The sequence below is a fragment of the Stutzerimonas stutzeri genome, from assembly GCF_009789555.1.
GTDB classification, from domain to species: Bacteria; Pseudomonadota; Gammaproteobacteria; order Pseudomonadales; family Pseudomonadaceae; genus Stutzerimonas; species Stutzerimonas stutzeri_R.
The window spans coordinates 3,009,259-3,029,045 of sequence record NZ_CP046902.1; the positions used below are offsets into that span (position 1 = coordinate 3,009,259).

General features: G+C 59.7%; 15 protein-coding genes and 1 pseudogene. 3 read left to right on the forward strand and 13 right to left on the reverse strand.

From position 1 onward, the window contains the following. Positions 1-786, reverse strand: a complete 786-nt coding sequence (locus GQA94_RS13880) for an enoyl-CoA hydratase (protein WP_125882680.1) — start codon at positions 784-786, stop codon at positions 1-3. A 251-nt stretch (positions 787-1,037) separates the two neighbouring features. On the opposite strand from GQA94_RS13880, the gene GQA94_RS13885 reads away from it, so the two are divergent. From GQA94_RS13885 to GQA94_RS13895, 3 genes are all read left to right on the forward strand, one after another. Next, positions 1,038-1,886, forward strand: a complete 849-nt coding sequence (locus GQA94_RS13885; protein WP_125882681.1) for an IclR family transcriptional regulator — start codon at positions 1,038-1,040, stop codon at positions 1,884-1,886. A 65-nt stretch (positions 1,887-1,951) separates the two neighbouring features. Continuing rightward, a complete protein-coding gene (locus tag GQA94_RS13890; RefSeq protein ID WP_125882682.1) occupies positions 1,952-3,106 on the forward strand; it encodes an acyl-CoA dehydrogenase family protein in 1,155 nt (384 codons plus the stop codon). Positions 3,107-3,695: 589 nt separating this feature from the next. Beyond that, the gene (locus tag GQA94_RS13895; protein ID WP_158188563.1) at positions 3,696-4,151 is read left to right on the forward strand and encodes a hypothetical protein; all 456 of its coding nucleotides are present in this window, start codon (positions 3,696-3,698) and stop codon (positions 4,149-4,151) included. 476 nt (positions 4,152-4,627) lie between these two features. Here GQA94_RS13895 and GQA94_RS13900 read toward each other — a convergent pair whose 3' ends face one another. The 12 genes and pseudogenes from GQA94_RS13900 to GQA94_RS13955 all read right to left on the reverse strand — a co-directional run bounded on the left by GQA94_RS13900 (position 4,628) and on the right by GQA94_RS13955 (position 19,777). Beyond that, positions 4,628-5,920, reverse strand: a complete 1,293-nt coding sequence (locus tag GQA94_RS13900; RefSeq protein ID WP_158188564.1) for an MFS transporter — start codon at positions 5,918-5,920, stop codon at positions 4,628-4,630. 261 nt (positions 5,921-6,181) lie between these two features. Beyond that, positions 6,182-7,912 carry an acyl-CoA dehydrogenase family protein gene (locus GQA94_RS13905; protein WP_158188565.1) on the reverse strand — a complete coding sequence of 577 codons (1,731 nt, stop codon included), beginning with the start codon at positions 7,910-7,912 and terminating at the stop codon, positions 6,182-6,184. 13 nt (positions 7,913-7,925) lie between these two features. After that, complete coding sequence (locus tag GQA94_RS13910) at positions 7,926-9,863, reverse strand: TRAP transporter permease (protein ID WP_158188566.1); 1,938 nt, start codon at positions 9,861-9,863, stop codon at positions 7,926-7,928. A 90-nt stretch (positions 9,864-9,953) separates the two neighbouring features. Then, positions 9,954-11,093 carry a TAXI family TRAP transporter solute-binding subunit gene (locus GQA94_RS13915; protein WP_158188567.1) on the reverse strand — a complete coding sequence of 380 codons (1,140 nt, stop codon included), beginning with the start codon at positions 11,091-11,093 and terminating at the stop codon, positions 9,954-9,956. Between the two features lie 147 nt (positions 11,094-11,240). Next, positions 11,241-12,242, reverse strand: coding sequence for an NAD(P)H-dependent flavin oxidoreductase (locus GQA94_RS13920; RefSeq protein ID WP_158188568.1), 1,002 nt, complete (start codon positions 12,240-12,242; stop codon positions 11,241-11,243). Between the two features lie 10 nt (positions 12,243-12,252). Continuing rightward, the gene (locus tag GQA94_RS13925; protein WP_158188569.1) at positions 12,253-13,170 is read right to left on the reverse strand and encodes an SDR family NAD(P)-dependent oxidoreductase; all 918 of its coding nucleotides are present in this window, start codon (positions 13,168-13,170) and stop codon (positions 12,253-12,255) included. A gap of 59 nt (positions 13,171-13,229) precedes the next feature. After that, positions 13,230-14,375, reverse strand: a complete 1,146-nt coding sequence (locus GQA94_RS13930; RefSeq protein WP_158188570.1) for an acyl-CoA dehydrogenase family protein — start codon at positions 14,373-14,375, stop codon at positions 13,230-13,232. 1 nt (position 14,376) lies between these two features. Beyond that, positions 14,377-15,141 (reverse strand): enoyl-CoA hydratase/isomerase family protein, encoded by a 765-nt coding sequence (locus GQA94_RS13935; protein WP_158188571.1) that lies wholly within the window; start codon positions 15,139-15,141, stop codon positions 14,377-14,379. Next, positions 15,138-16,199 carry an acyl-CoA dehydrogenase family protein gene (locus GQA94_RS13940; protein WP_158188572.1) on the reverse strand — a complete coding sequence of 354 codons (1,062 nt, stop codon included), beginning with the start codon at positions 16,197-16,199 and terminating at the stop codon, positions 15,138-15,140. Before GQA94_RS13940 ends, GQA94_RS13935 begins: the two co-directional genes overlap by 4 nt. Next, positions 16,196-16,579 (reverse strand): annotated as a pseudogene (locus GQA94_RS13945) (PaaI family thioesterase); the annotation flags it as partial. The pseudogene GQA94_RS13945 and the gene GQA94_RS13940, both read right to left, overlap by 4 nt. Positions 16,580-16,788: 209 nt before the next feature. Beyond that, the gene (locus tag GQA94_RS13950; RefSeq protein ID WP_158188574.1) at positions 16,789-17,655 is read right to left on the reverse strand and encodes a MaoC/PaaZ C-terminal domain-containing protein; all 867 of its coding nucleotides are present in this window, start codon (positions 17,653-17,655) and stop codon (positions 16,789-16,791) included. Beyond that, the gene (locus GQA94_RS13955) at positions 17,639-19,777 is read right to left on the reverse strand and encodes an acetate--CoA ligase family protein (protein WP_158188575.1); all 2,139 of its coding nucleotides are present in this window, start codon (positions 19,775-19,777) and stop codon (positions 17,639-17,641) included. The genes GQA94_RS13950 and GQA94_RS13955 overlap by 17 nt, the downstream gene beginning before the upstream one ends. Positions 19,778-19,787 lie beyond the last annotated feature (10 nt).

Below are 19,787 nucleotides of genomic sequence, written 5' to 3' on the forward strand. Positions count from 1 at the left end.
TTACTCCCCGCGGTAGGTGGGTTTGCGCTTTTCGAAAAAGGCGGCGGCGCCTTCCTTCTGATCAGCGGAATCGAACAGTAGCTGGAACGCCTTGCGCTCCAGGGTCAGCGCGCTGTCCAGTGGCAGATCGGCGCCGGCCAGCATCACTTCCTTGATTTGTTGCACAGCCAGTGGCGGTAGCGCGGCGATTTCGCTGGCCAGGGCCAAGGCGCGCGAAAGGGTCTGATCGTCCGGCACCACTTCGCTGACCATTCCGATGGCCAACGCCTCGGGCGCCTTTACCATGCAGCCGGTCAGCGCGATGCGCATGGCCTGGAACTTGCCGACCGCGCGAATCAAACGCTGAGTGCCGCCGGCACCGGGCATTAAACCGAGTTTGACTTCCGGCTGACCGAAACGGGCCGACTCCCCGGCCACGATGATGTCGCAGTGCATCGCCAGTTCGCAGCCACCACCCAGGGCGAAGCCATTAACGGCGGCGATGACCGGCTTCGGACAGCGGGCAATCGGATCCCATAGCAGCTCGGTATGACGGCCATACATCTCGATCGGCGAGGCGCTGGCAAACTCCTTGATATCCGCACCTGCGACGAAGAACTGCTCACCACCGGTAAGCACGACGGCGCGAATATCGTCACGCCGGGCGAGCGTGCGGAAGTGCTCAGCCAACTGATGACGCACGCTCGCATTGAGCGCGTTCTTGGCTTCGGGACGGCTGATACGCACGACGGCGACACCGTCATGGGGATACTCCAGCAGTACGACTGGATCGAGTGGTTGGCTCATCTCTGCTCCGCTATTGGTCACGCAGATATGTCTGCTATGCGAAACTGCATTTCGCTTTTTCGTGGGGCGATAGGTTTTAACGTTGTTTTCTTTAAATGTCACCCCCCTGACATACGACTTTTGTCGAAGGAACCGTCGCGATAGCGGTCTATACCGAAAATAAACGTTCAGGCAAAGCAACCCTTGCCGACTGTCCGCTATGCGGAATACAATTTCGAAAAACTTGATTTTATAAAAAACGAGGCTCTACCATGCAACGCAGGATTAAGGATCGGTCCCCGGATCAGGACTCGCTTTTAGAGACCGAACGGGTTCTGCTCGATCCGATATCGGCTCTCGATGAGGAGGAAAAGGACCGCCAGTTCGTCACCGCGCTGGCCCGGGGCCTGGAGTTGCTGCGCTGTTTCAGCCCGCGCGAAAGCGTGTTGAGCAATCAGGAGCTGGCCCGCAAGGCCAACCTGCCTCGGCCGACCGTCAGCCGGTTGACTCACACGCTGACGCGCCTGGGTTATTTGAAGCAACTGCCCCAAGGCAAATACCAGCTGGACGTCGGTGTGATGTCGTTTGGCTACGGGATGCTCTCCAATCTGTCGATTCGGGCTGTAGCGCATCCTCTAATGGAACAGTTGGCCAACCACGCAAATGCGGCGGTGGCGATGGCGGCCCGGGACCGGCTGCAGATGGTTTATCTGGACGTGGTGCACGGCCAGGGCAACCTCACGATGCGGCGCCAAGTGGGTACCCATCTGCCTTTGCATCTGAGCGCTGCGGGACGTGCCTGCCTGGCTGGGCTGCCGGAAAATGAGTGCGATTTTCTACTGGACCGTATTCGCACCCGGCATCCCGAGGACTGGCCCAAGCTCCGCAAAGGCCTGGAAAAGGCCTTCCGGGACTACGCCGACTACGGCTACTGCCTGTCGATCGGCGAGTGGCACCGGGACGTGAATGCAGTTGCAGTGCCCATGACGCATGCGCAGCACGGGCTGCTGGCATTCAACTGCGGCGGCCCGAGTTTTCAGCTCTCGCGCGAAAAGCTGGAAGAGGACATCGGACCGCGGCTGGTCCACATGGTTAGCAACATCGAGGCCAGCACCCGCTGATGAAGAAGCGGGTCGTGCCTCGTCGATATGACGCGTCCGACCATCGGACCCTCGAGGAGTAACACATGATCCGCGATCCGGAAACATTGCAAATCCTGCTGGATTCCATCCGCCAGTTCGTCAACGAAGCGTTGATCCCGCGCGAAAACGAAGTTGCCGAAACCGACTCGATGCCGGCGGACATCGTCGAGCAGATGAAGGAAATGGGCCTATTCGGCCTGACCATTCCCGAGGATTTCGGGGGGCTGGGCGTGACCATGGAAGAGGAAGTGAACATTGCCTTCGAACTGGGCCGCACGTCCCCGGCGTTCCGCTCCTACATCGGCACCAACAACGGCATTGGCTCCATTGGAATCCTGCTCGACGGTACAGACGAGCAAAAAGCCAAGTACCTTCCCAAGCTGGCCGCTGGCGATTTCCTCAGCGCCTTCTGCCTAACCGAGCCGGACTCCGGCTCCGACGCCGCCTCGCTGAAGACCACCGCCGTTCGCGACGGTGATGTCTACGTCATCAACGGTACCAAGCGCTTTATCACCAATGCGCCGCATGCAGGCATCTTCACCGTGATGGCTCGTACCAACCGCGAAATCAAGGGCGCCGGTGGCATCAGTTCGTTCATCGTCGAAGCCCAAACCCCAGGCGTCACGGTCGGCAAGCGGGATCAAAAGATGGGCCAAAAAGGCGCGCATACCGCCGACGTGATTTTCGAGAACGTTCGCGTGCCGGCCGAAAACCTGATCGGTGGCAAGGAAGGCGTCGGCTTCAAGACCGCCATGAAGGTGCTCGATAAAGGTCGTCTGCACATCGCCGCACTCTCCGTAGGCGCCGCCGAGCGCATGCTCGCCGACTCTCTGCAGTACGCCATCGAGCGCAAGCAGTTCGGCCAGCCCATCGCCGAATTCCAGCTGATCCAGGCCATGCTGGCCGACAGCAAGGCCGAGATTTACGCTGCGCGCTGCATGGTGCTGGATGCCGCGCGCAAGCGCGACGAAGGCCTGAACGTCAGCACCGAGGCATCCTGTGCCAAGATGTTCGCCACCGAGATGTGCGGCCGCGTGGCCGACCGAGGCGTGCAGATCCATGGTGGCGCCGGGTACGTCAGCGAATATGCCATCGAGCGATTCTACCGCGACGTGCGCCTGTTCCGCCTGTACGAGGGCACCACTCAGATCCAGCAAATAATCATCGCCCGCAACATGATCCGCGAAGCACAGCGTTAACGCAGTGCAAGGGAACGTCGAGTGTGCTCTGGAGCGCTCTTGGTTATCGAGCAATCGTCGATAACCAAGGGCTCCCTACCTGCGAACAGCTGATTACCGCTGTGTCTGCGACAGCGGGTCCGTTCCCTGCTTCTGAAACGCCGCAAGAAAGGCTTTCAAAGCGGGTGAGTTATTTTCCGGATGCCAGGCCAGAGCTAGCTCAAGCAGTGGCGTCTCTTCAACCAGCGGTATGGCTGTCGCACCGTGCGGGAGCGAGCGGATATAGGTTCCGGGGTTCGCTGAACTGCGGCTTCGGTTAGTTCATGCATGGCATGGGAGCCGCCGCGCGACGAGCGATACTTTAGCAGGCTGATCCGGTAACGATGATTGTCTTCGCCTACCGCAGTTCATCTACCTTAACGAAAACCGTTAGCGCCTTATCTGGACCCTGCGACGAGGACACCAAATTTGTCGGGCCGGATAAGTAACAGGTGTACAGGCGTCAAGGTCTCTATTTCAAATGATGGCGGCATCTCGAACATGGAAGCGAGTATCAAGCCGTAGTTGGTCGAGGCCATGAAGCACGACTACGACCTGCTGAAAAAAAGACATGGATATCACCGATCTGGTTTTCGCCGCCTGGATCAGCGAATCCTACCTCAAGCGCGCGTACGCAGCATCTGACCTGGACTACGAGGCAGTGCAAACCATAGTCAGCCGGCTCCACGCGCCTCCCGGTCGTAATCCCGCTGAGATCTGTTGCGCCGCTAAAGGCAGCGTGGCCTTGGACAGCACCGCGGACATACTCGCCGCCGAAGCAAAGGCCACAGCCGACGGCTCTGCCATCTACGTCATCTACGACCACGTCAACCTCACCGGGCTGAAGCTGTTCGACAAAGATCAAGCACCCGAGCGAACAGCGAGCCCGCAACTTTTGTTCTCGCTACCAATGCAAGTTAGGGCTCTAGCGCCAAAGCTGAGCGTGATGGATGAGCTACCAACCCGTTTCAAATCAAAGGGGCAGCTTTCGGCCCAGAAGCGGTCGGTCGACTTCCTCGTATATTGATGCCATTCAAGTCATCGAAAGCTTCTGCTCTATCTGGTCGGGACAAATATAAGCCGAGGGTGCCGCGTATTCCTGGATCCGACAAGGTTGCTTCAAAGCCGCGAAATCAGCTCGAATCCTTGCATCACCGGAACGCTTGCTTCTGCATTCGTGGAGAAAGTCACCCAGCTTTGCCTGTGACGGCGCCTGGTTGCATCTGTACGGGCTAGCCGGTTTCGTGCAGAGGGAGATGTAGGGACCCCTTCGACCGGAAAATACTGCTCTCGTCGGAGGCGGTCCGCGCGGCTGGTTGAGGCATATGCGGGAAACAGCTGGCTGAGCATCGTCCTAGTAGGCACAAATGATGAGTGCCGCTACCCTTCTCAACCGCCTCGGCAGCTGTGCACTGCGCGGGCATAAAAGGCGGCTCAGGGTGTGTTGCGCTCAGGACTACGGCTCGCGGGGCGCGCCACATGATCAGTGCGGATGTCCTGACTTCACGCTCTTGCTACAGCCAATGGCTGCGCCAACCTGAAACCTGGTAATGGCAGCTTAAGCGAGACCACTGCAGCGAACATGAGCAGCACGCCGGAACTGCCAAAAGCGACCCAGTGCGTACCGAAGTGCTCATACCCCCACCCGCCAAGCCATGAGCTGATCATCGCTCCCACCTGATGGCCCAGGTAAGCGGTTCCATACATAACCCCAACCAGCCGCACGCCATATACATCCGCAAGGATGGCCGACGAGGTTGCAATACTGCCCGCCCAGACTATCCCACCAATGGTGGCTGCGATGTACAGCTCCCAGTGAGTACCGACCAGCAGAAGCGCGAAGAAACCCAACCCCCGAATGAAGTAGATGGCGGCCAGAATATTTCTACGCGGCACTCGATCGGACAATCGGCCAAGCACCAAAGTCCCGGCAATCGCCACTAGGCCGATCAGGCCGATGCCGTAGGAGCTGGTCATGGCATCGAAGCCGTGATCCATCAGCATGGGCACGCCATGTGTACCCAATAGATTCATGCTGTATCCGCACGCGAACAGGCCGAACACAATCTTCCAGAACGGAGACGTATGCATGGCGGCATTCAATGTAAGTCCACTCGCCGCAGCGTCATTGGCGGAGGCCGGGGAACCCGCTTTGGCCGGTAGCAGATCCGAGTTCTGTGGCACTTCATCGCGAATGATGAATAACGCCGCCGGTACGGTTATCAACACGAATGCAACAGCAAAGGAGACGAGACTGGTTTGCCAGTTATATGACTCGATTGACAGTGTCAGCAATGGTGTAACGACCGCCATGCCTGCCATCGATCCAGTGGACAGGAAGAACAAAGCCATACCACGCTGCCGAGTAAACCAGCGACTAATAACAGGTGTAAGGGCTACGGGGCTGGTGAACGCAAGACCAATGGACAACAGCACACCGAACGAAAGGAGAAAGGTGAATGGGGTGCGCGCAACAACCGTCCAGGCCGTTGCGCCTACGACGATTGCTGTGCCAAGTAACAGTACGCGGCGCGTTCCAATGCGCCCAACGAGATAGCCAGCCAGAGGCATCGCAAGTCCATAGAACAGCATGCCAATCCCGACGATGGTCGCGAGAAGACTGCGGCTAAACCCCAGGTCTTCCGCCATCGGCAAAAAGAACGGGCCGATGCCGAGGCGCATCCCAACGGTCAGCAAGGTGAGGAGCGTGGCGGCCGCAACGATGTTCCATCCGTGATACCAGTTACGTTCCCAGAGTGATGACAAAATCTGTCGCAATCCTGGCTTTGATTTCATCGAACGCTCCTCGAGTAAGTAGATGACCGCCTTAGCCGCTCAAGTACGTCGTGGCTACGCGATAGGTATGTCTAGTGTCCGTTTCTGGTATGCAAACTACGGTTTGAACCGGCCAGGCAGTGGTCATCAATGCCACTGCCTGGCCCTATCACTGATGTCCCGCTTTCATCCGTAACATATAGCTTGGCGCGCCGCTCCAGCGCTTTGCGCTCTACACGGATGTACCGATGACGGCGCCCTGCGGTCGCGTCCACGCTACGTTCAGTATGGCAACAGCGAATTGGCCTCATCCTCTGTAATCTCGGCCTCAGCCGCTATTTGCGCAATGACGGCTTGGCGACGCGCAGCATCGGGCGAAGCCAACGGGTCTGTTGGAAGCAGCTTATGGATCAAGACCAGATAGGCGAGCCCCAGGCGACGGTAGTCCTGACATTGAACCGCCTCCCACATCATGAAGACTGCACTAGCCAGGTTGTACAAGGCGGTTGCAGCGCGGCGGATATCGGCAGACATATCAGCGCGAGCCACACCCTCGACCGCGGCTATGGTGCGATCGAGAAGCTCCGACGCGAGGTTCATCCCCTCTTTCGGCAGCCGTGAAGAGCATTCTGCGAGCAGGCTGGAAAGGTGCTCGCAGAGAGGCATCAGCGCTTCATCGCGAACGGAGGCTCGAACGACGTCGAGCGCGACGATGTTGCTGGTACCTTCCCAGATCGAGCCAAGGTGGGCGTCGCGCAGGATACGGGCATCGCTCCACTCTTCGATGTAACCGAGCCCTCCCCTGAGCTCCATGGCGTCGCCTGCTACCTTGCGGGCGTCGCGGCACGCCCTGAACTTGATCAGAGGTGTCAGTATCCGCAAGCATTTCTGGGCGCGCGAGTCCCCGGCGTCTGCCTTGGCCAGCAAGGTCGCGGTTTGCATGAACATGGAGCGCGCTTGCTCGGTCGGCAGGCTCATCTTGATCAATTGCCGCTGAACGAGTGGCATGTCGACAAGGCGCCTACCGAATGCCCGACGGGAACGGGCGATGAATACCGATTCAGTCAGGGCGCGACGCATCAACCCGGCCGAACGAACCCCGTTGGACAATCGGGACATATTGACCATATCGGCCATCTGCTGGAAACCGCGGCCAATTTCACCAATCAGAAAAGCGGTCGCCCCTTCCAGAGTGATCTCACCGCTGGCCATTGAGCGCGTGCCCAACTTGTCTTTGAGGCGGACGATCCGGTAGGCATTCGGAGAACCATCGGCCTGAACCCGGGGAAGCAGGAACAGGCTGACGCCTTTCATGCCCTCGGGAGCATTCTTGGGCCGAGCCAATACCATTGCGAGATCTGCGTCCGGATTGGAGCAGAACCACTTTTCACCAGAGAGTTTCCATTGGCCCTGCTCGTACCTGGCGGTTGTCGAGATCGCCGATATGTCCGAGCCGGCTTCACGCTCGGTCATGAACATCGCTCCCTGAAATAGCCCGCTCAGTTCCCTAGCGGTCAGCGCCGGTAGATAACGCGCAATGAGCTCGGGATCACCGAACTTTCGCAACGTTCTGGTCAGCGAGTCGGTCATGCTGACGGGACAGCACAAACCAAACTCGGCTTGCACGAACAGATAAGTTAACGCGTATTTGACCAACGGCGAGGGCGCATCCTTCGTATGGCTCATCGCTGCTAGCCCTAGCTCAGCAAACGCCACCTGCTCCAATGCAACATAGTCCGGGTGTTTGCGGACCTCCTGAAGGTCATCCCCCCGTCGGTTGCGATGCTGCAGCACCGGCGGGTTTTGATCCGCTGAGAGTGCAAGCTCGTCAAGCTCCCCCCCTGCACGAGCCCCCAACCGCTCCATGACCGGACGCCATTGTTCGAACTCAGATTCCGTAAGGTAGACGGCGAGTAACCGGCCCAGCGCGGGATCAACTGTGTAAAGGTTGAGCCCGCGGCTGTCCGGAATGTTCGCCTGAGGGATTGGTACAGCGCTATCTAGTCTGGTCATGTTTGCCTCCGGCCTAAGCGAGCTTACGGCGAGTACGCTCACGCCGAATCGACAACGTGTGCCCCAGGTACAGGGTTATTACGATCGCCAGCCCGAACATGTCGGAGTAGATCTCAGGGTAGATGAACAGCCCTCCCGCAAGCAGAACGATTGCTCGCGCGAAGATGCCAAGGTGACCGATGCGGTAAAGGTAACCCTCGAACCCAGAGGCCAATAACCACATTGCCAGGACAGCTGTCAGTGCGGACTGAACGATCCCTGGCCAGGCGCCCTGAAGTATCAAGGAGGGGTTGATGACGAATAGAAATGGGAGAACGAAGAGAACGGCCCCCATGCGCATGGCATAAAAGCTCGTCTTGGTCGCGCCGGCGCCTGCCAGATTGGCAGCCGTGATCGCAGACAGCGCAACCGGTGGCGTGATGTAGGACATCATTCCCCAATAGAGAATGAACAGGTGGCTCGCAAGCGGATTGAGCCCGGCCTCCACCAGCGCGGGAGCCAGCAGGATCGACAGGAAAATGTAGACCGCACTCACCGTCATGCCCATTCCCAGCACGAAGCTCGTCACGGCACCGGCAATAAGCATCAAAGCGATGTTGCCGTCGGCGTACAGCAGGAGCTCACGCGCGAACGCTCCCGCCACCCCCGAATAGGACAACCCACCGACGACGAGCCCGATCCCGGCCAGGATCGCAACGAGATTGGCGACGCTCGTGCTCAATTCCTTGAGCAGCGTCAGCGCACCTTTGGCATTGAGTCGCCCATGTCTTTTGAACAGCGCAACGGCGATCAACACCAAGCTCGCGAAATAAGGGGCATAGGCTTCGATGCGCATGACCAGCATCATGTAGATGAGCGCAACGAGGCTAAATAGATAAGGCCAACCTGCCGTCAGCGTGCTCCATAAGCTTGGTATCTCGCTCGCTTCCAGGCCTTTCAAACCGTTACGTGCGGCGTAAATATCGACCTGAAATACGAGCACAACGTAGAACAACAAGGCGGGCAGTACCGCCGCCACCATGACCTCGGCATACGAAACGCCTAGGAATGAAGCCATGATGAAGGCGACGGCGCCCATCACCGGCGGCATCAGCGTTCCACCCGTTGACGCGCAAGCCTCCACCGAAGCCGCGTAGTGCGCCGGATAGCCCACCCTTTTCATGGTCGGGATGGTGATCGGTCCCGTGGAGAGGATGTTCGAGATCGCGCTACCGGACAGGCTTCCCATCAGCCCACTGGACAGCACAGCCACCTTGGCTGGACCCCCGCGGCTCCTGCCCATCAGCGCAGTAGCAAAGTTCATGAAGAACTCACCGCCGCCGGTGACCGTTAGGGTCGCTCCGAAAACGATGAATCCGATGACCAGATTCGCCACCACCTGCATCGGAATACCAATGATGCTTTCGACACCCATGACATGAGCGCGCACGGTTTCTGCCAGCGAGTATTCGTTACCCCACAGAAAACCCGGCATGTATCCAGCAAACAGCGGGTAGCTGCCGAACAGTAGCGCGACGAAAAAGACAACGGTGCCGGCGCATCGCCGGAGCGCCTCGAGGACAATTACCAACAGAACGGAAGCAACCGCAGTCGCTAACAACGGCGCCTGATAGTCCCAGCCTTGCTCGATGATTGTTTGGCCGTTGTAACCCAAATAAAGCGACACTCCGAGCACAACCGGAACAAGGACCCAATCGTACCAAGGCACGTGTTGAGCGTCGGCCTTCCGAGCGGGATAGCAAAGAAACGCGACGGCCAGAAACAGGCCAATCAGATAGTAAAGGTAGGCATTTCCCATAGGCTGGAAGCCAAAGAGCTTCAACGAAAAGGTCTGATTTATCGTTGTAAGCAGGCCCGCCCCACCCAAAAAGATGGCCAGATAGAGTGCAGCCCCTGACAGCCGCCCACTGTGCAGTTCGTTCGCGGTGTCAGCATCTAGGTTCGAAGCCATGAGATCACCATCCACAAAAATTTTTAATGAGGCTGCTACGGGCAGCGATGAGACCGCCTCGTAGCAGATGGAGGCTCTTCGGGCGAACCGTTAGTCGAGCTTGTTGATGGCCTCAGTGCGCTGGGCCTGCCAAAGCGTGTCGAACGCCTCGTCGGACATGTCTTTGCCCTCTTGAACGGCTCCTTTCCAAGCCGTTTTAAGCGCTTCCAAGCGCGCCATGCGCTTGTCGTTCCACGCCTGCGCGTCTTCGCTCCAGACGCCCTTTTCATTCAGGTATCGGATGGCTCCGTCGTGAAAGGGAACGTCTAACGGAGGCACGCCGGACTGGCTCAGCTCCCACCGCGGCATTACAGAAGTGGCGTTCCTGTACAGGTCATAGGTCTCGTCCAGCGCCTTGATGAAGGCATACGCATCCTTGTCATCCAGGTCGCAGCGAACGACCACCATCGGGTATCGATACGCGACCATGTTGACCGGGTGCTCTTTGGTTAGACCGGCACCTACCGATTCGGCGAATGGGGAGAATATGGGCGCAACCGTTCCCATTTTCTTCCACCCTGCTTCATCGTCCGGCGGAATATCCAGCCAACGAATCCCTCGGGGCGATTCCGCCAACTCATACATCTGACTGGGCGTGGTTACGGTAAAGGTGGCGTCGGCCTTGCCTTCGGCCAGTGAACTCATGGCTGAGGCATACGTAGGAAACGAAATCGCCTCGACGTCAGCTCCGGACAGGCCGCCAAAGGCCAACAAAGCATCAAGCTTTACGTTGATCGATGGATTCCCGGCAACGTACGCCACACGCTTGCCCTTCAATTCCGAAACCGAATGAATATCTGCATCGGCTGCAGTTACCAGGCCGCCGGAGGCAGGTCGCCCCGCCAGTGCGCACAGGTTTTGCGGTCCCCACTTGCGGGACGCGAAGTCGTAGATAGCCTCAGAGGCAAAGAAGGCTTCGGTTGCCAGAAACGCATAGTCGGTGCGGCCGTGCACGAGCGGCTGCAATCGGCCGATCGACGACCCGGACGGCTGGATGCGGATTCGCGTGTCGAATTTACGGCTGAACGCGTCGGCAATGGCCGAGGCTTCGGCATAGCCTGAAGAACCTACATCGTAGGCGCCCCATGTCATGGATTTCGGCAGCTCCTGTGCTTGTACGCCTACGGCCGCTACGAAGCTGCCGAGCGCCAGAATGCTGCCGAGGAGGTATTTAGGGTACGTGGTGAACATGGCTGAACCTCAATATTGTTGTTTTGGTGAAGGCCGGCATATAGCTCACCGGCCAAGTCTTGCCCTGATCCTGCACCGCCGCGTTCTCGCTTGGCGTCCAACATCGCTGCTCACTGCGCAGACGCTAGAGAGCTCGAATGATCGTTTTCACTCGTAAGCGAACGCCGGGGTGCGCATGCAGGCCCCGGCAAGTCGCTCGCGGATGACCGTGTCGGCCTGCTCGACGAGTCGAGTGACCAGTGCTCTGCAACTCGGTACGTCATCAATCAGTCCCTGCACCATCCCAGCCGACCAGACACCATGGTCCGGATCGCCCGTCTCGTAGACCATGCGCCCACGCAGGCCCGAAACGAGAGGTGCCAACTCGTCAAATGAAGCACCCTCCACCTCGCGTGAGCGGACATCTCCGCTGACGGTGTTACGCGCCACACGGACCGTATTGCGCAGAGTTCGCAGGATCAGATCGGTGCTTCGCTCATCGCCCTCAACGAGCCTTTCTTTGATGCGGTGATGGATAGGGCTTTCCTCTGTACACATGAACCGTGTACCCATGCTGATAGCGTCTGCGCCCAGTGCAAGCGCAGCCACCAGCCCGTACCCGTCAGCGAACCCGCCCGACGCGACCAATGGCACGGACAGGCGCCGGGCTGCGGCAGGAATCAGAACAAGCCCCGGGATATCGTCTTCACCGGGATGCCCTGCGCACTCGAACCCATCGATTGAAACCGCGTCCGCGCCCAGCTGCTGCGCCTTCAAGGCATGCCGCACCGAGGTGCACTTATGGATCACCTTGACGCCGTGGCTACGAAAGTCAGCGATATGTTCCTGAGGATTGCTTCCAGCGGTCTCCACAATTGTTACGCCTGCTTCGATGATCGCGGCTCGGTACTCGGCATAGGGCACGGGCTTGACCGTCGGAAGCACCGTCAAGTTGACCGCGAAAGGCCGATCGGTCAGCTGCCTGCAACATTCGATCTCCTTGTAGAGCGCCTCAGGACTTGGCTGCGTGAGCGCCGAGAGCGTGCCCAGCGCTCCTGCGTTGGCCACCGCAGCTACCAGCTCCGCGCGGGCTACCCACTGCATGCCGCCCTGCATGACCGGGTGTTCAATGCCAAAGGTTTCGGTAAAGCGGGTTGTCAGCACAGCCATGAGCGGCTCCTCAGATCGGGTCCCATGCAAAAACGTCCGGACTCCGGTCCAGCCCCATGAAGCTACCGCGCAAAGCCGGCATGCCATGCCCGGCAATATGCTCCGGTGTCCATCCACTATCGCTGTGGACACTGCGCAACGGTCGGCTTTGGCTCATCAGGAACAGCTCATTGTGGCGGGCCGCAAAGACCTGACCATTTACCTCGCGGGCCGCATCGGACGCCAAGTAAACGGCCAATGGGGCGTTTTTCTCGGGAGTCATGCGCTGAAGCTTCTCCACACGGGCCTTCTGCTCTGGCGTCTCGGCAGGAATGGAGTCCGTCATGCGACTCCAGGCAAATGGAGCAATACAGTTTGACCGGACGTTGTATCGCTGCATGTCGAGCGCGATCGACTTGGACAGAGCGACGATGCCGAGCTTAGCCGCCGAGTAGTTGGCCTGACCAAAGTTGCCGATCAGCCCCGAGGTGCTGGTCATGTGAACGAAGGCGCCGCTTTGCTGTGCGCGGAAATGCTCGGCTGCGGCCCGGCTCACAAAGAAACTGCCGTTGAGATGCACATTGATGACCGACAGCCAATCGTCGGCACTCATCTTGTGGAAAATGGCGTCGCGCAGAATGCCTGCGTTGTTGATGACGATATCCAGCCGGCCGAACGCATCGAGCGCGCTTGCCACGATTCGCTGCGCCCCGTCCCACTCGGAAACGCTATCGGTGTTGATCGCCCCCTCGCCACCGCCCTGCTGGATCAAGCCGAGGGTTTCCTCGGCCGGTGTGGCAGACCCGCCCGCCCCCTGAAGAGACACGCCAATATCGTTGATCAGTACCTTCGCCCCGCTTTGAGCGAGTGCTACGGCGAGCTCGCGACCGATGCCGCCTCCGGCGCCCGTTACGATCGCCACCTTGCCTTCGTTCAGTCGTTCAGTCATTGCCCTTTCCTATTGTTCGTTATGGATGGGTAGTCGGCGACACGCGCTCTAGGCGTGGTTCAGCTCGCGAGGCCGAGCAGGCTCTTCGCCAAGATGTTTCGTTGAATCTCGTTAGTGCCGCCGTAGATAGTCGTGGGGCGCGCTTGAATGAAGATCCCGGCCGGATGGAGCTCCGGGTCGTCCCGGAAAGGTTCAAGCAGGCCCGAATCCTGGCCGGCAATTTCGAGCCCCACCTCACTGATGCGTTGATACAGCTCGGATTGGAATATCTTCAGCATCGAGACCTCAGCGCCGAGCGTCTCGCCGCGCCTCAGTCGCTCTGCGAAGCGTGAATAGAGCGCCTTGTGGCATTCCAGATCCATGCGCAGAGCGGTGAACCGATCGGCAAATACAGGCTCGCCCCACAGTCCCAACGCCTTGGCCAGACGCGCCAGTCGCTCCAATGCAAAGGTGGATTGCTTGGGAGAGCCGAGAAAGATGCGCTCGAAGCCCAGCAAGGCCTTGGCCATGTCCCAGCCCTTGTTGGCTTCCCCGACGAGGTGGTCCTGCGGCACACGCACGTCGTTGAAGAAGACCTCGCTGAACTCGCCGTGCAGCTCCAGGTTGAGGATTGGACGAACCTCAATGCCGGGGCTGTCCATCGGAACCAGAATGAAGCTGATGCCTTGCTGGGGCTTGGCGCCGCGCTCTGTCCGCGCCAACAGAAAGATCCAGTTTGCGTCCGTGCCCATGGTCGTCCAGGTTTTCTGGCCGTTGATGATCCAGTGACCATCACGCAGCACCGCTTCGGTACGCAGGCTGGCCAGGTCCGAGCCGGCATTGGGCTCGCTATAGCCCTGGCACCAGATGTCTTCACCACTGAGGATCCGCGGCAGGAAACGCTCCCGCTGCGCCTCGGTCCCGTATCGAATGAGCAGCGGCCCCAGCATGGTGATGCCGCTGTCTGGCAGGCGAGCGCAACCGTAGCCTTCCATCTCTTCGATCATGATGAGTTGCTTGCCGGTGCTCAGCCCCATCCCGCCGTACTGCACGGGCCAGCCAGGACACAGCCACCCTTGTCGTGACAAAGCGCGATACCAGCCCTGGGTCTCTTCTCGACCGAGCCGGCGCGGCGGGTTGCGAATCTCGTCGGGATAATTTGCTGCAATCCACTGGCGGACGGTCTGACGAAACGAGTCGTCATCCATCGAGTTGTAGTCAGTCATGTCACTGTCCTCTAAAAGTGGGCGCGCGCTTGGCCAGAAACGCGGCCTTGCCTTCGGCATGGTCCGCACTCAGAAAGAGCTGGCTTTGAAGCTCGCCTTCACGCTCCAAAAGAAGGTCCATCCCATCCCCGAGCAGTGTTTTGGTCATGGCTAACGGCAGGGGTGCCTGGTGTTCAACGTTGGCTGCTCGTTCGAGCGCTATGTCGAGGGCCTTGCCCTCGTCACACACCACATCCACCAGGCCTATCCGATAGGCTTCCGATGCATCGACGACGTCGCCAAACATCAGCAGCTGCTTGGCCCGACCAACGCCAATGCGGGCAGGCAGGCTGTGCAGCAACCCGAGATCGGGAAGCAGCCCCACCTTCCCGAACGAAGCTGCAAAGCGTGCTGTGCGACTGCAGACCAGGCTGTCGCACGCCAGAGCAAGCGAGAGTCCCGCGCCAACAGCCCAGCCTTCGATAGCGGCTATCAAGGGCTTGCCCATGTGCGTCATCTGCCGCACCAGGCGTGCATTTTGCTGCATTCGCGCTCGCCCTTCCGACAGGTTGCCGACATTCATACCGCTGAGGTCGCCCCCCGCGCAGAAGACTTCAGCCGACCCGGCGATCACCACGCTACGAACCGCAGCATCGCGGTCGGCATCTTCCAAAGCGGCAAGCAGCGCAACGCGCATCGGCAGCGACATGGCATTGCGCCGCGCCGGGTTGTTCAGGCACAGCGTGCGCACGGTTCCGTTGGTGCTCTGAAGCAGGAGATCGCTCATAACGCGCCCTCGGACTCGAGCAACCTGAAGTACCGGCGCTTGTGAAAGGAGACCGACCCATGCGCGTTGAGCAGCACCATGGCCCGGCGCAGGAATAGGCCGATGTCGGCTTCATCCGTATAGCCAATGCCGCCGTGCAACTGGATCGCCTGTCGCGTGACGAGCATTGCCGCTTCCGCCGCCTTGACCTTGGCCGTGGAAACCAAGCGCTCGCATTCCGTTGGCGATCTATGGGCGTCGACGGCCATTGCCGCCTCGCTGACCATTGCACGGGCCAGTTCAACCTGGATCTTGAGATCGACCATGCGGTGCTGAAGCGCCTGGAACCCGCCAATCGGCCGGCCGAACTGGCGGCGTACGTTCAGGTATTCGCGGGTACGCTCTAACGCTGCATCCATCAGCCCAACCAGATAAGCGGCGCAGCCCAGGGCAGCTTTATCAAGCGCCGCGGGTGGCGCGTCGATCTGGCGCGCCGGTGAACCGCGAAACCGCAAATGGGCAAGGTGGCCACCGTCCTGTGTCGGTTCTTCAATTACGTCAACGCCCTCCGCTGAGCGATGCACCATGGCCAGGCCTGAATCACAGGCGACCAGCCAGGCATCGGCGGCGCCTCCGAGAACAACATGCCGGACCGTACCGGTCAGCCGACCGTCAGAGAGCGAAGGCAGCGCCTCTTTCGACTCGAACATGATCCCGGCTGGCAGCACCAGAAGCTCACCCGAAAGCAGCGCTTCACGCTCCTTGGCTGGCAGTAACGGCGCGACCAAACCCGCTTCGATCAACGGCTCAGGCAAGAGGCCCTGCCCCAGCTCCTCGAGCAGTGCCACGTATTCCGCCATGCCGAGACCACTGCCACCCAGCTCCTCAGCCAGACACAACCCAGGCCAACCCATCGAGCACACCTGCGACCATGTATCCCGGTCTACGGCTTGCTTCGCAAAGCGCTGCTTCCGGACCCGGGTTAGCCCGCCGTGTCGCGGAACCAGAGACGCTGCACTGTTGCGTATGAGCTGCAGGCGCTCATCTCGCTCACGAGCGATTTCAGCGATGTCGGTCATGGCTGTGCTCCATTTTCTTGTGGTTCTTGCGCCTGGCGATATTTGAAGCTGCCTGCGCCAGTCGCGATCAGAGTGCCCGCCTCGTCGAAAATCTCCGCTGCGCAAAAGCACAGCGTCCGGGTACGCCGAATCACGCGACCGACTGCATTGAGCTCGCTTCGTGATGCCCCCATGAAGTGGGTCGACATTTCGATGGTCACCATCGAACTGGCGGGCGTGAACGCCCGAATGGCGCCGGCCATAGCTGCATCGAGTACCGTCATCAGCACGCCGCCGTGGAAGTGGTCCAGGTAATTCATCAACTCGGGACGATGCTTGAGGCGAATCCGTACGACGTCTCCATCGACCCAGCGCTCCAGCCCAAGGAATTCCTGAAACGTGTAACGCCCGGTTGGAAAAGGGCCGCTGTTGACGGCGAGGTCTGCCGCTACGCGAGCCGGTTCGACAGAACGGTCCGAACTTCCGCGGACGACATCGCTGGTACCTGGAGCAACGGCTGAGTCGCCTGACGCCGGGCTGTCGCTGAGAGAAAGATGTTCAACGCTCATTGTTCTTGTTCTCTGAGTGAGTGGTTTGAAGTCCGCTTGGCTCAGTACGACTGACTCGCCAGGCCGACATGCCCATTGCTCAGCACCACAACGTCTCGCTCAACCGCGCGAGCCCGAAAGGAGCCGTCGTTCCACATCTCGGTTCGGATCGTTTCGCCTGGAAAAACCGGCGCTGAAAAACGCACGGTCAACGAACGTATGCGGGCGGATTGATAACTGGCCAGTTCGCTCAGCAGGGCATGAAACGCCACGCCCAACGTGCACAGTCCATGAAGGATTGGCCGTTGAAAGCCGCCTTTCAAAGCGAAGTCAGGGTCGGCATGCAACGGGTTGTCGTCGCCATTGAGGCGGTAGTAGAGCGCCTGCTCTGGCCGGGTAGCCAAATCGACCGAACGATCCGGCTCGCGCTCGGGGAGCACATGGGCTGTCGGCACCGGGCCACTGAGCGTGCCGCAACCGCCATCGCCACGTAAAAAGGTAGTGCTCGACGTTACGGCTATCAACTCGTCGCGCACCGGGTCGATGAGCTCCTTGTCGCTGTAGAGCAATGCGCCCTTGCCTGGGCCCTTGTCGACGATTCCGGTAACCCTTGTACGTCCGATCACTTCACCTTCCGTTGGCAGCTGGCGATGCCACTCGACACGTTGCTCCCCAAGTACCAGGCGTGTCGCATCAACGCCGGTGTCGGGCTTGCCAAGCCAGAAGCCCGGATAAGCCGCGACGACGGCCATTAACGGAAGTGCCTGAAAACCCGGACGATTGAAATCCACGAAGTCCAGCGACTGGCGATCCAACGGGTCGATACCAAGCCCTACCGAAAGCGCGTACAACGCCGTGCTGTGACGGTCCAGATGATGTCTAACGTCTGGAATCGGGTAGCGCAGGAGCCGTTCAAGATCTAGCGGCATCGGCCACCTCCGTGGTCTCAATCACGGCGTCCGCAGCAAACGCGCCCTGGCCTGTCGGCAGCGCGAAGACCGGGTTCAGATCGACTGACTGCAGGCGGACACCAGCACGACAGGCGAAGATCGACAGCTCAGACAGCATTTTGGCCAACGCGTCGATATCAACAGGCGCCCTGCCCCGGGCACCCAGTAGCAACGGCGCTCCCTTGATGGACAAGATGAGTTCACGAGCGCCTGCTAGGTCGAACGGGCATCGACGAAACGCCAAGTCCTTGAGAACTTCTACAAAAATCCCGCCAAGACCAAACACGGCGACGGGTCCAAAAAGAGGGTCTCGTTTGATGCCCATGAAACACTCGACGCCGGATATCTGGCGAGCCACCAGCACCCCATCCAGCCTGGCATCAGGCGCCCGCTCCCGACCACGGGCCATCAGGGTTTCAAAGCCATCGCGTACCGCGGCTGCCCCCATGACATTCAGCAGCACGCCACCAATCTCTGATTTGTGCGGAATATCGGCGGAAGCAATCTTCATAACAATGGGAAAACCGATTTCAGCGGCGTAGCGCTCGGCTTGGCCGGCGTCGCTGACTACACGCTCCGGTACGGAAGCGATGCCGAAATCGCTGAGAAGGGTCTTGGCGCAAGCCTCGCTTATCGCGCCGTTGGGCAGTTCGATAGGCTCGAAGGTTTGCGGCTCCGGCAACGGTCGGGCAAATGCATCGCCAAGGCGCCCCATCGCAGCGATCGCAGTGACCGCCTCGGTAGGGTCTTCGAACAACACGAAGCCTGCTTCCTCGTAGGGGGCGACTTGATCCTCATCCCCGATGAGCGAGATAACGAACAAGCGCTCCGGGTGCGCTTGTTTGACGGTTTTGAACGCCTCGCACAGTCGCGGCGCGATCGATGGAACAGTGCCGGCCTGGCTGAAAAACGCGAGCACCGACGCGTAGCCGCCGTCCGTGATCAAGCTTTCGGTAAACCGGCTCGCCAGCGCCAGATCATTCAGCACATGAGCGGTGAAATCCACAGGATTGATCGGTGAACTGAAAGGCAGAAGCTCTTTGAGCCTGGCCTGCGACGCTTCGGGCATCGATGGCATGGGCAGCCCGATATCCTCGGCGGCATCACTGACGATAATGCCGGCTCCGCCACTGATCGTGACCATTCCGAGGCTGTTGTTCACCGGATAGATCCGGCGTGTCGCCGCATAAGCGATATTCAGCAGTTCGGCACTGCTGTTGGTTCTTATAACCGCATAGTCGGCCAGGATGGCGTCAAAGACCTTGTCATCACCTACAAGCGCCGCGGTATGCGAAAGCGCAGCTCTTTGCCCCAGCGAGCTTCGTCCTACCTTCTGCAAAATGATCGGCTTGCGGGCCCGATGCGCCACTTCCAGCGCAGCGATAAAACTGTCTACATCTCGCACCGACTCGGCATAAGCTGTGACGACATCTATGTCTGGGTTCTCCACGAGCCAGCCAATCGATTCGCCCAGGGTAATGTCGCACTCATTGCCGGTGGCGACCATGATGGGCGTGCCGAGCCCGCGCGCCCGGGCCAATCCGAGCAGATGCGCGCCGTAAGCCCCCGACTGTGAGGCAATGCCGATGCGGCCCGGCAGCGGGAAGCCACGCTCGAGGCCGGATGCGAACGTACCGTAATATCCATGGTTCGCGTTGAATACGCCGGCCGTGTTGGGCCCGAGCAAACGCATGTTCCAACGACGGGCCGCGTCAACCAGCGCCGCTTGCAGCTCGACCCCCTCCCCCCCGACTTCGCTGAACCCCGAGGAGAAAATCAGTGCGCTGCGCGCTCCTTTCGCCCCTAACGCCTCGATGGTCGCAAGCACCTGCGCAGCCGGCACCGCCACAATCGCCGTATCCGGTGCCTCTGGCAGGTCATCGACATGCCCGAATGCGGGGATGCCCTGCACCTGCTCGCGTTTGGGATTGACGGGCATCAGCCGCCCGCTGAACCCTTGACGCAACATGTAGGAAACGGGCCGCCCGCCGATTCGCGTAGGATCGGTCGATGCGCCAACCACGGCCACCGAGCGAGGCTGTAGTAGCGACGTCAGGCTATCGAAGCGCATCCCGGACGCTTGGTTCTTGCTCTCTTGCATTGCCTTTCAC

Bases quoted from the DNA above. Each gene is read 5' to 3' on its own strand.
- GQA94_RS13880 (WP_125882680.1), bottom strand. From the start codon at position 786: ATGAGCCAACCACTCGATCCAGTCGTACTGCTGGAGTATCCCCATGAC.
- GQA94_RS13915 (WP_158188567.1), bottom strand. From the start codon at position 11,093: ATGTTCACCACGTACCCTAAATACCTCCTCGGCAGCATTCTGGCGCTC.
- GQA94_RS13930 (WP_158188570.1), bottom strand. From the start codon at position 14,375: ATGACTGACTACAACTCGATGGATGACGACTCGTTTCGTCAGACCGTC.
- GQA94_RS13890 (WP_125882682.1), top strand. From the start codon at position 1,952: ATGATCCGCGATCCGGAAACATTGCAAATCCTGCTGGATTCCATCCGC.
- GQA94_RS13935 (WP_158188571.1), bottom strand. From the start codon at position 15,141: ATGAGCGATCTCCTGCTTCAGAGCACCAACGGAACCGTGCGCACGCTG.
- GQA94_RS13910 (WP_158188566.1), bottom strand. From the start codon at position 9,863: ATGGCTTCGAACCTAGATGCTGACACCGCGAACGAACTGCACAGTGGG.
- GQA94_RS13940 (WP_158188572.1), bottom strand. From the start codon at position 16,199: ATGACCGACATCGCTGAAATCGCTCGTGAGCGAGATGAGCGCCTGCAG.
- GQA94_RS13885 (WP_125882681.1), top strand. From the start codon at position 1,038: ATGCAACGCAGGATTAAGGATCGGTCCCCGGATCAGGACTCGCTTTTA.
- GQA94_RS13900 (WP_158188564.1), bottom strand. From the start codon at position 5,920: ATGAAATCAAAGCCAGGATTGCGACAGATTTTGTCATCACTCTGGGAA.
- GQA94_RS13895 (WP_158188563.1), top strand. From the start codon at position 3,696: ATGGATATCACCGATCTGGTTTTCGCCGCCTGGATCAGCGAATCCTAC.
- GQA94_RS13950 (WP_158188574.1), bottom strand. From the start codon at position 17,655: ATGCCGCTAGATCTTGAACGGCTCCTGCGCTACCCGATTCCAGACGTT.
- GQA94_RS13925 (WP_158188569.1), bottom strand. From the start codon at position 13,170: ATGACTGAACGACTGAACGAAGGCAAGGTGGCGATCGTAACGGGCGCC.
- GQA94_RS13955 (WP_158188575.1), bottom strand. From the start codon at position 19,777: ATGCAAGAGAGCAAGAACCAAGCGTCCGGGATGCGCTTCGATAGCCTG.
- GQA94_RS13920 (WP_158188568.1), bottom strand. From the start codon at position 12,242: ATGGCTGTGCTGACAACCCGCTTTACCGAAACCTTTGGCATTGAACAC.
- GQA94_RS13905 (WP_158188565.1), bottom strand. From the start codon at position 7,912: ATGACCAGACTAGATAGCGCTGTACCAATCCCTCAGGCGAACATTCCG.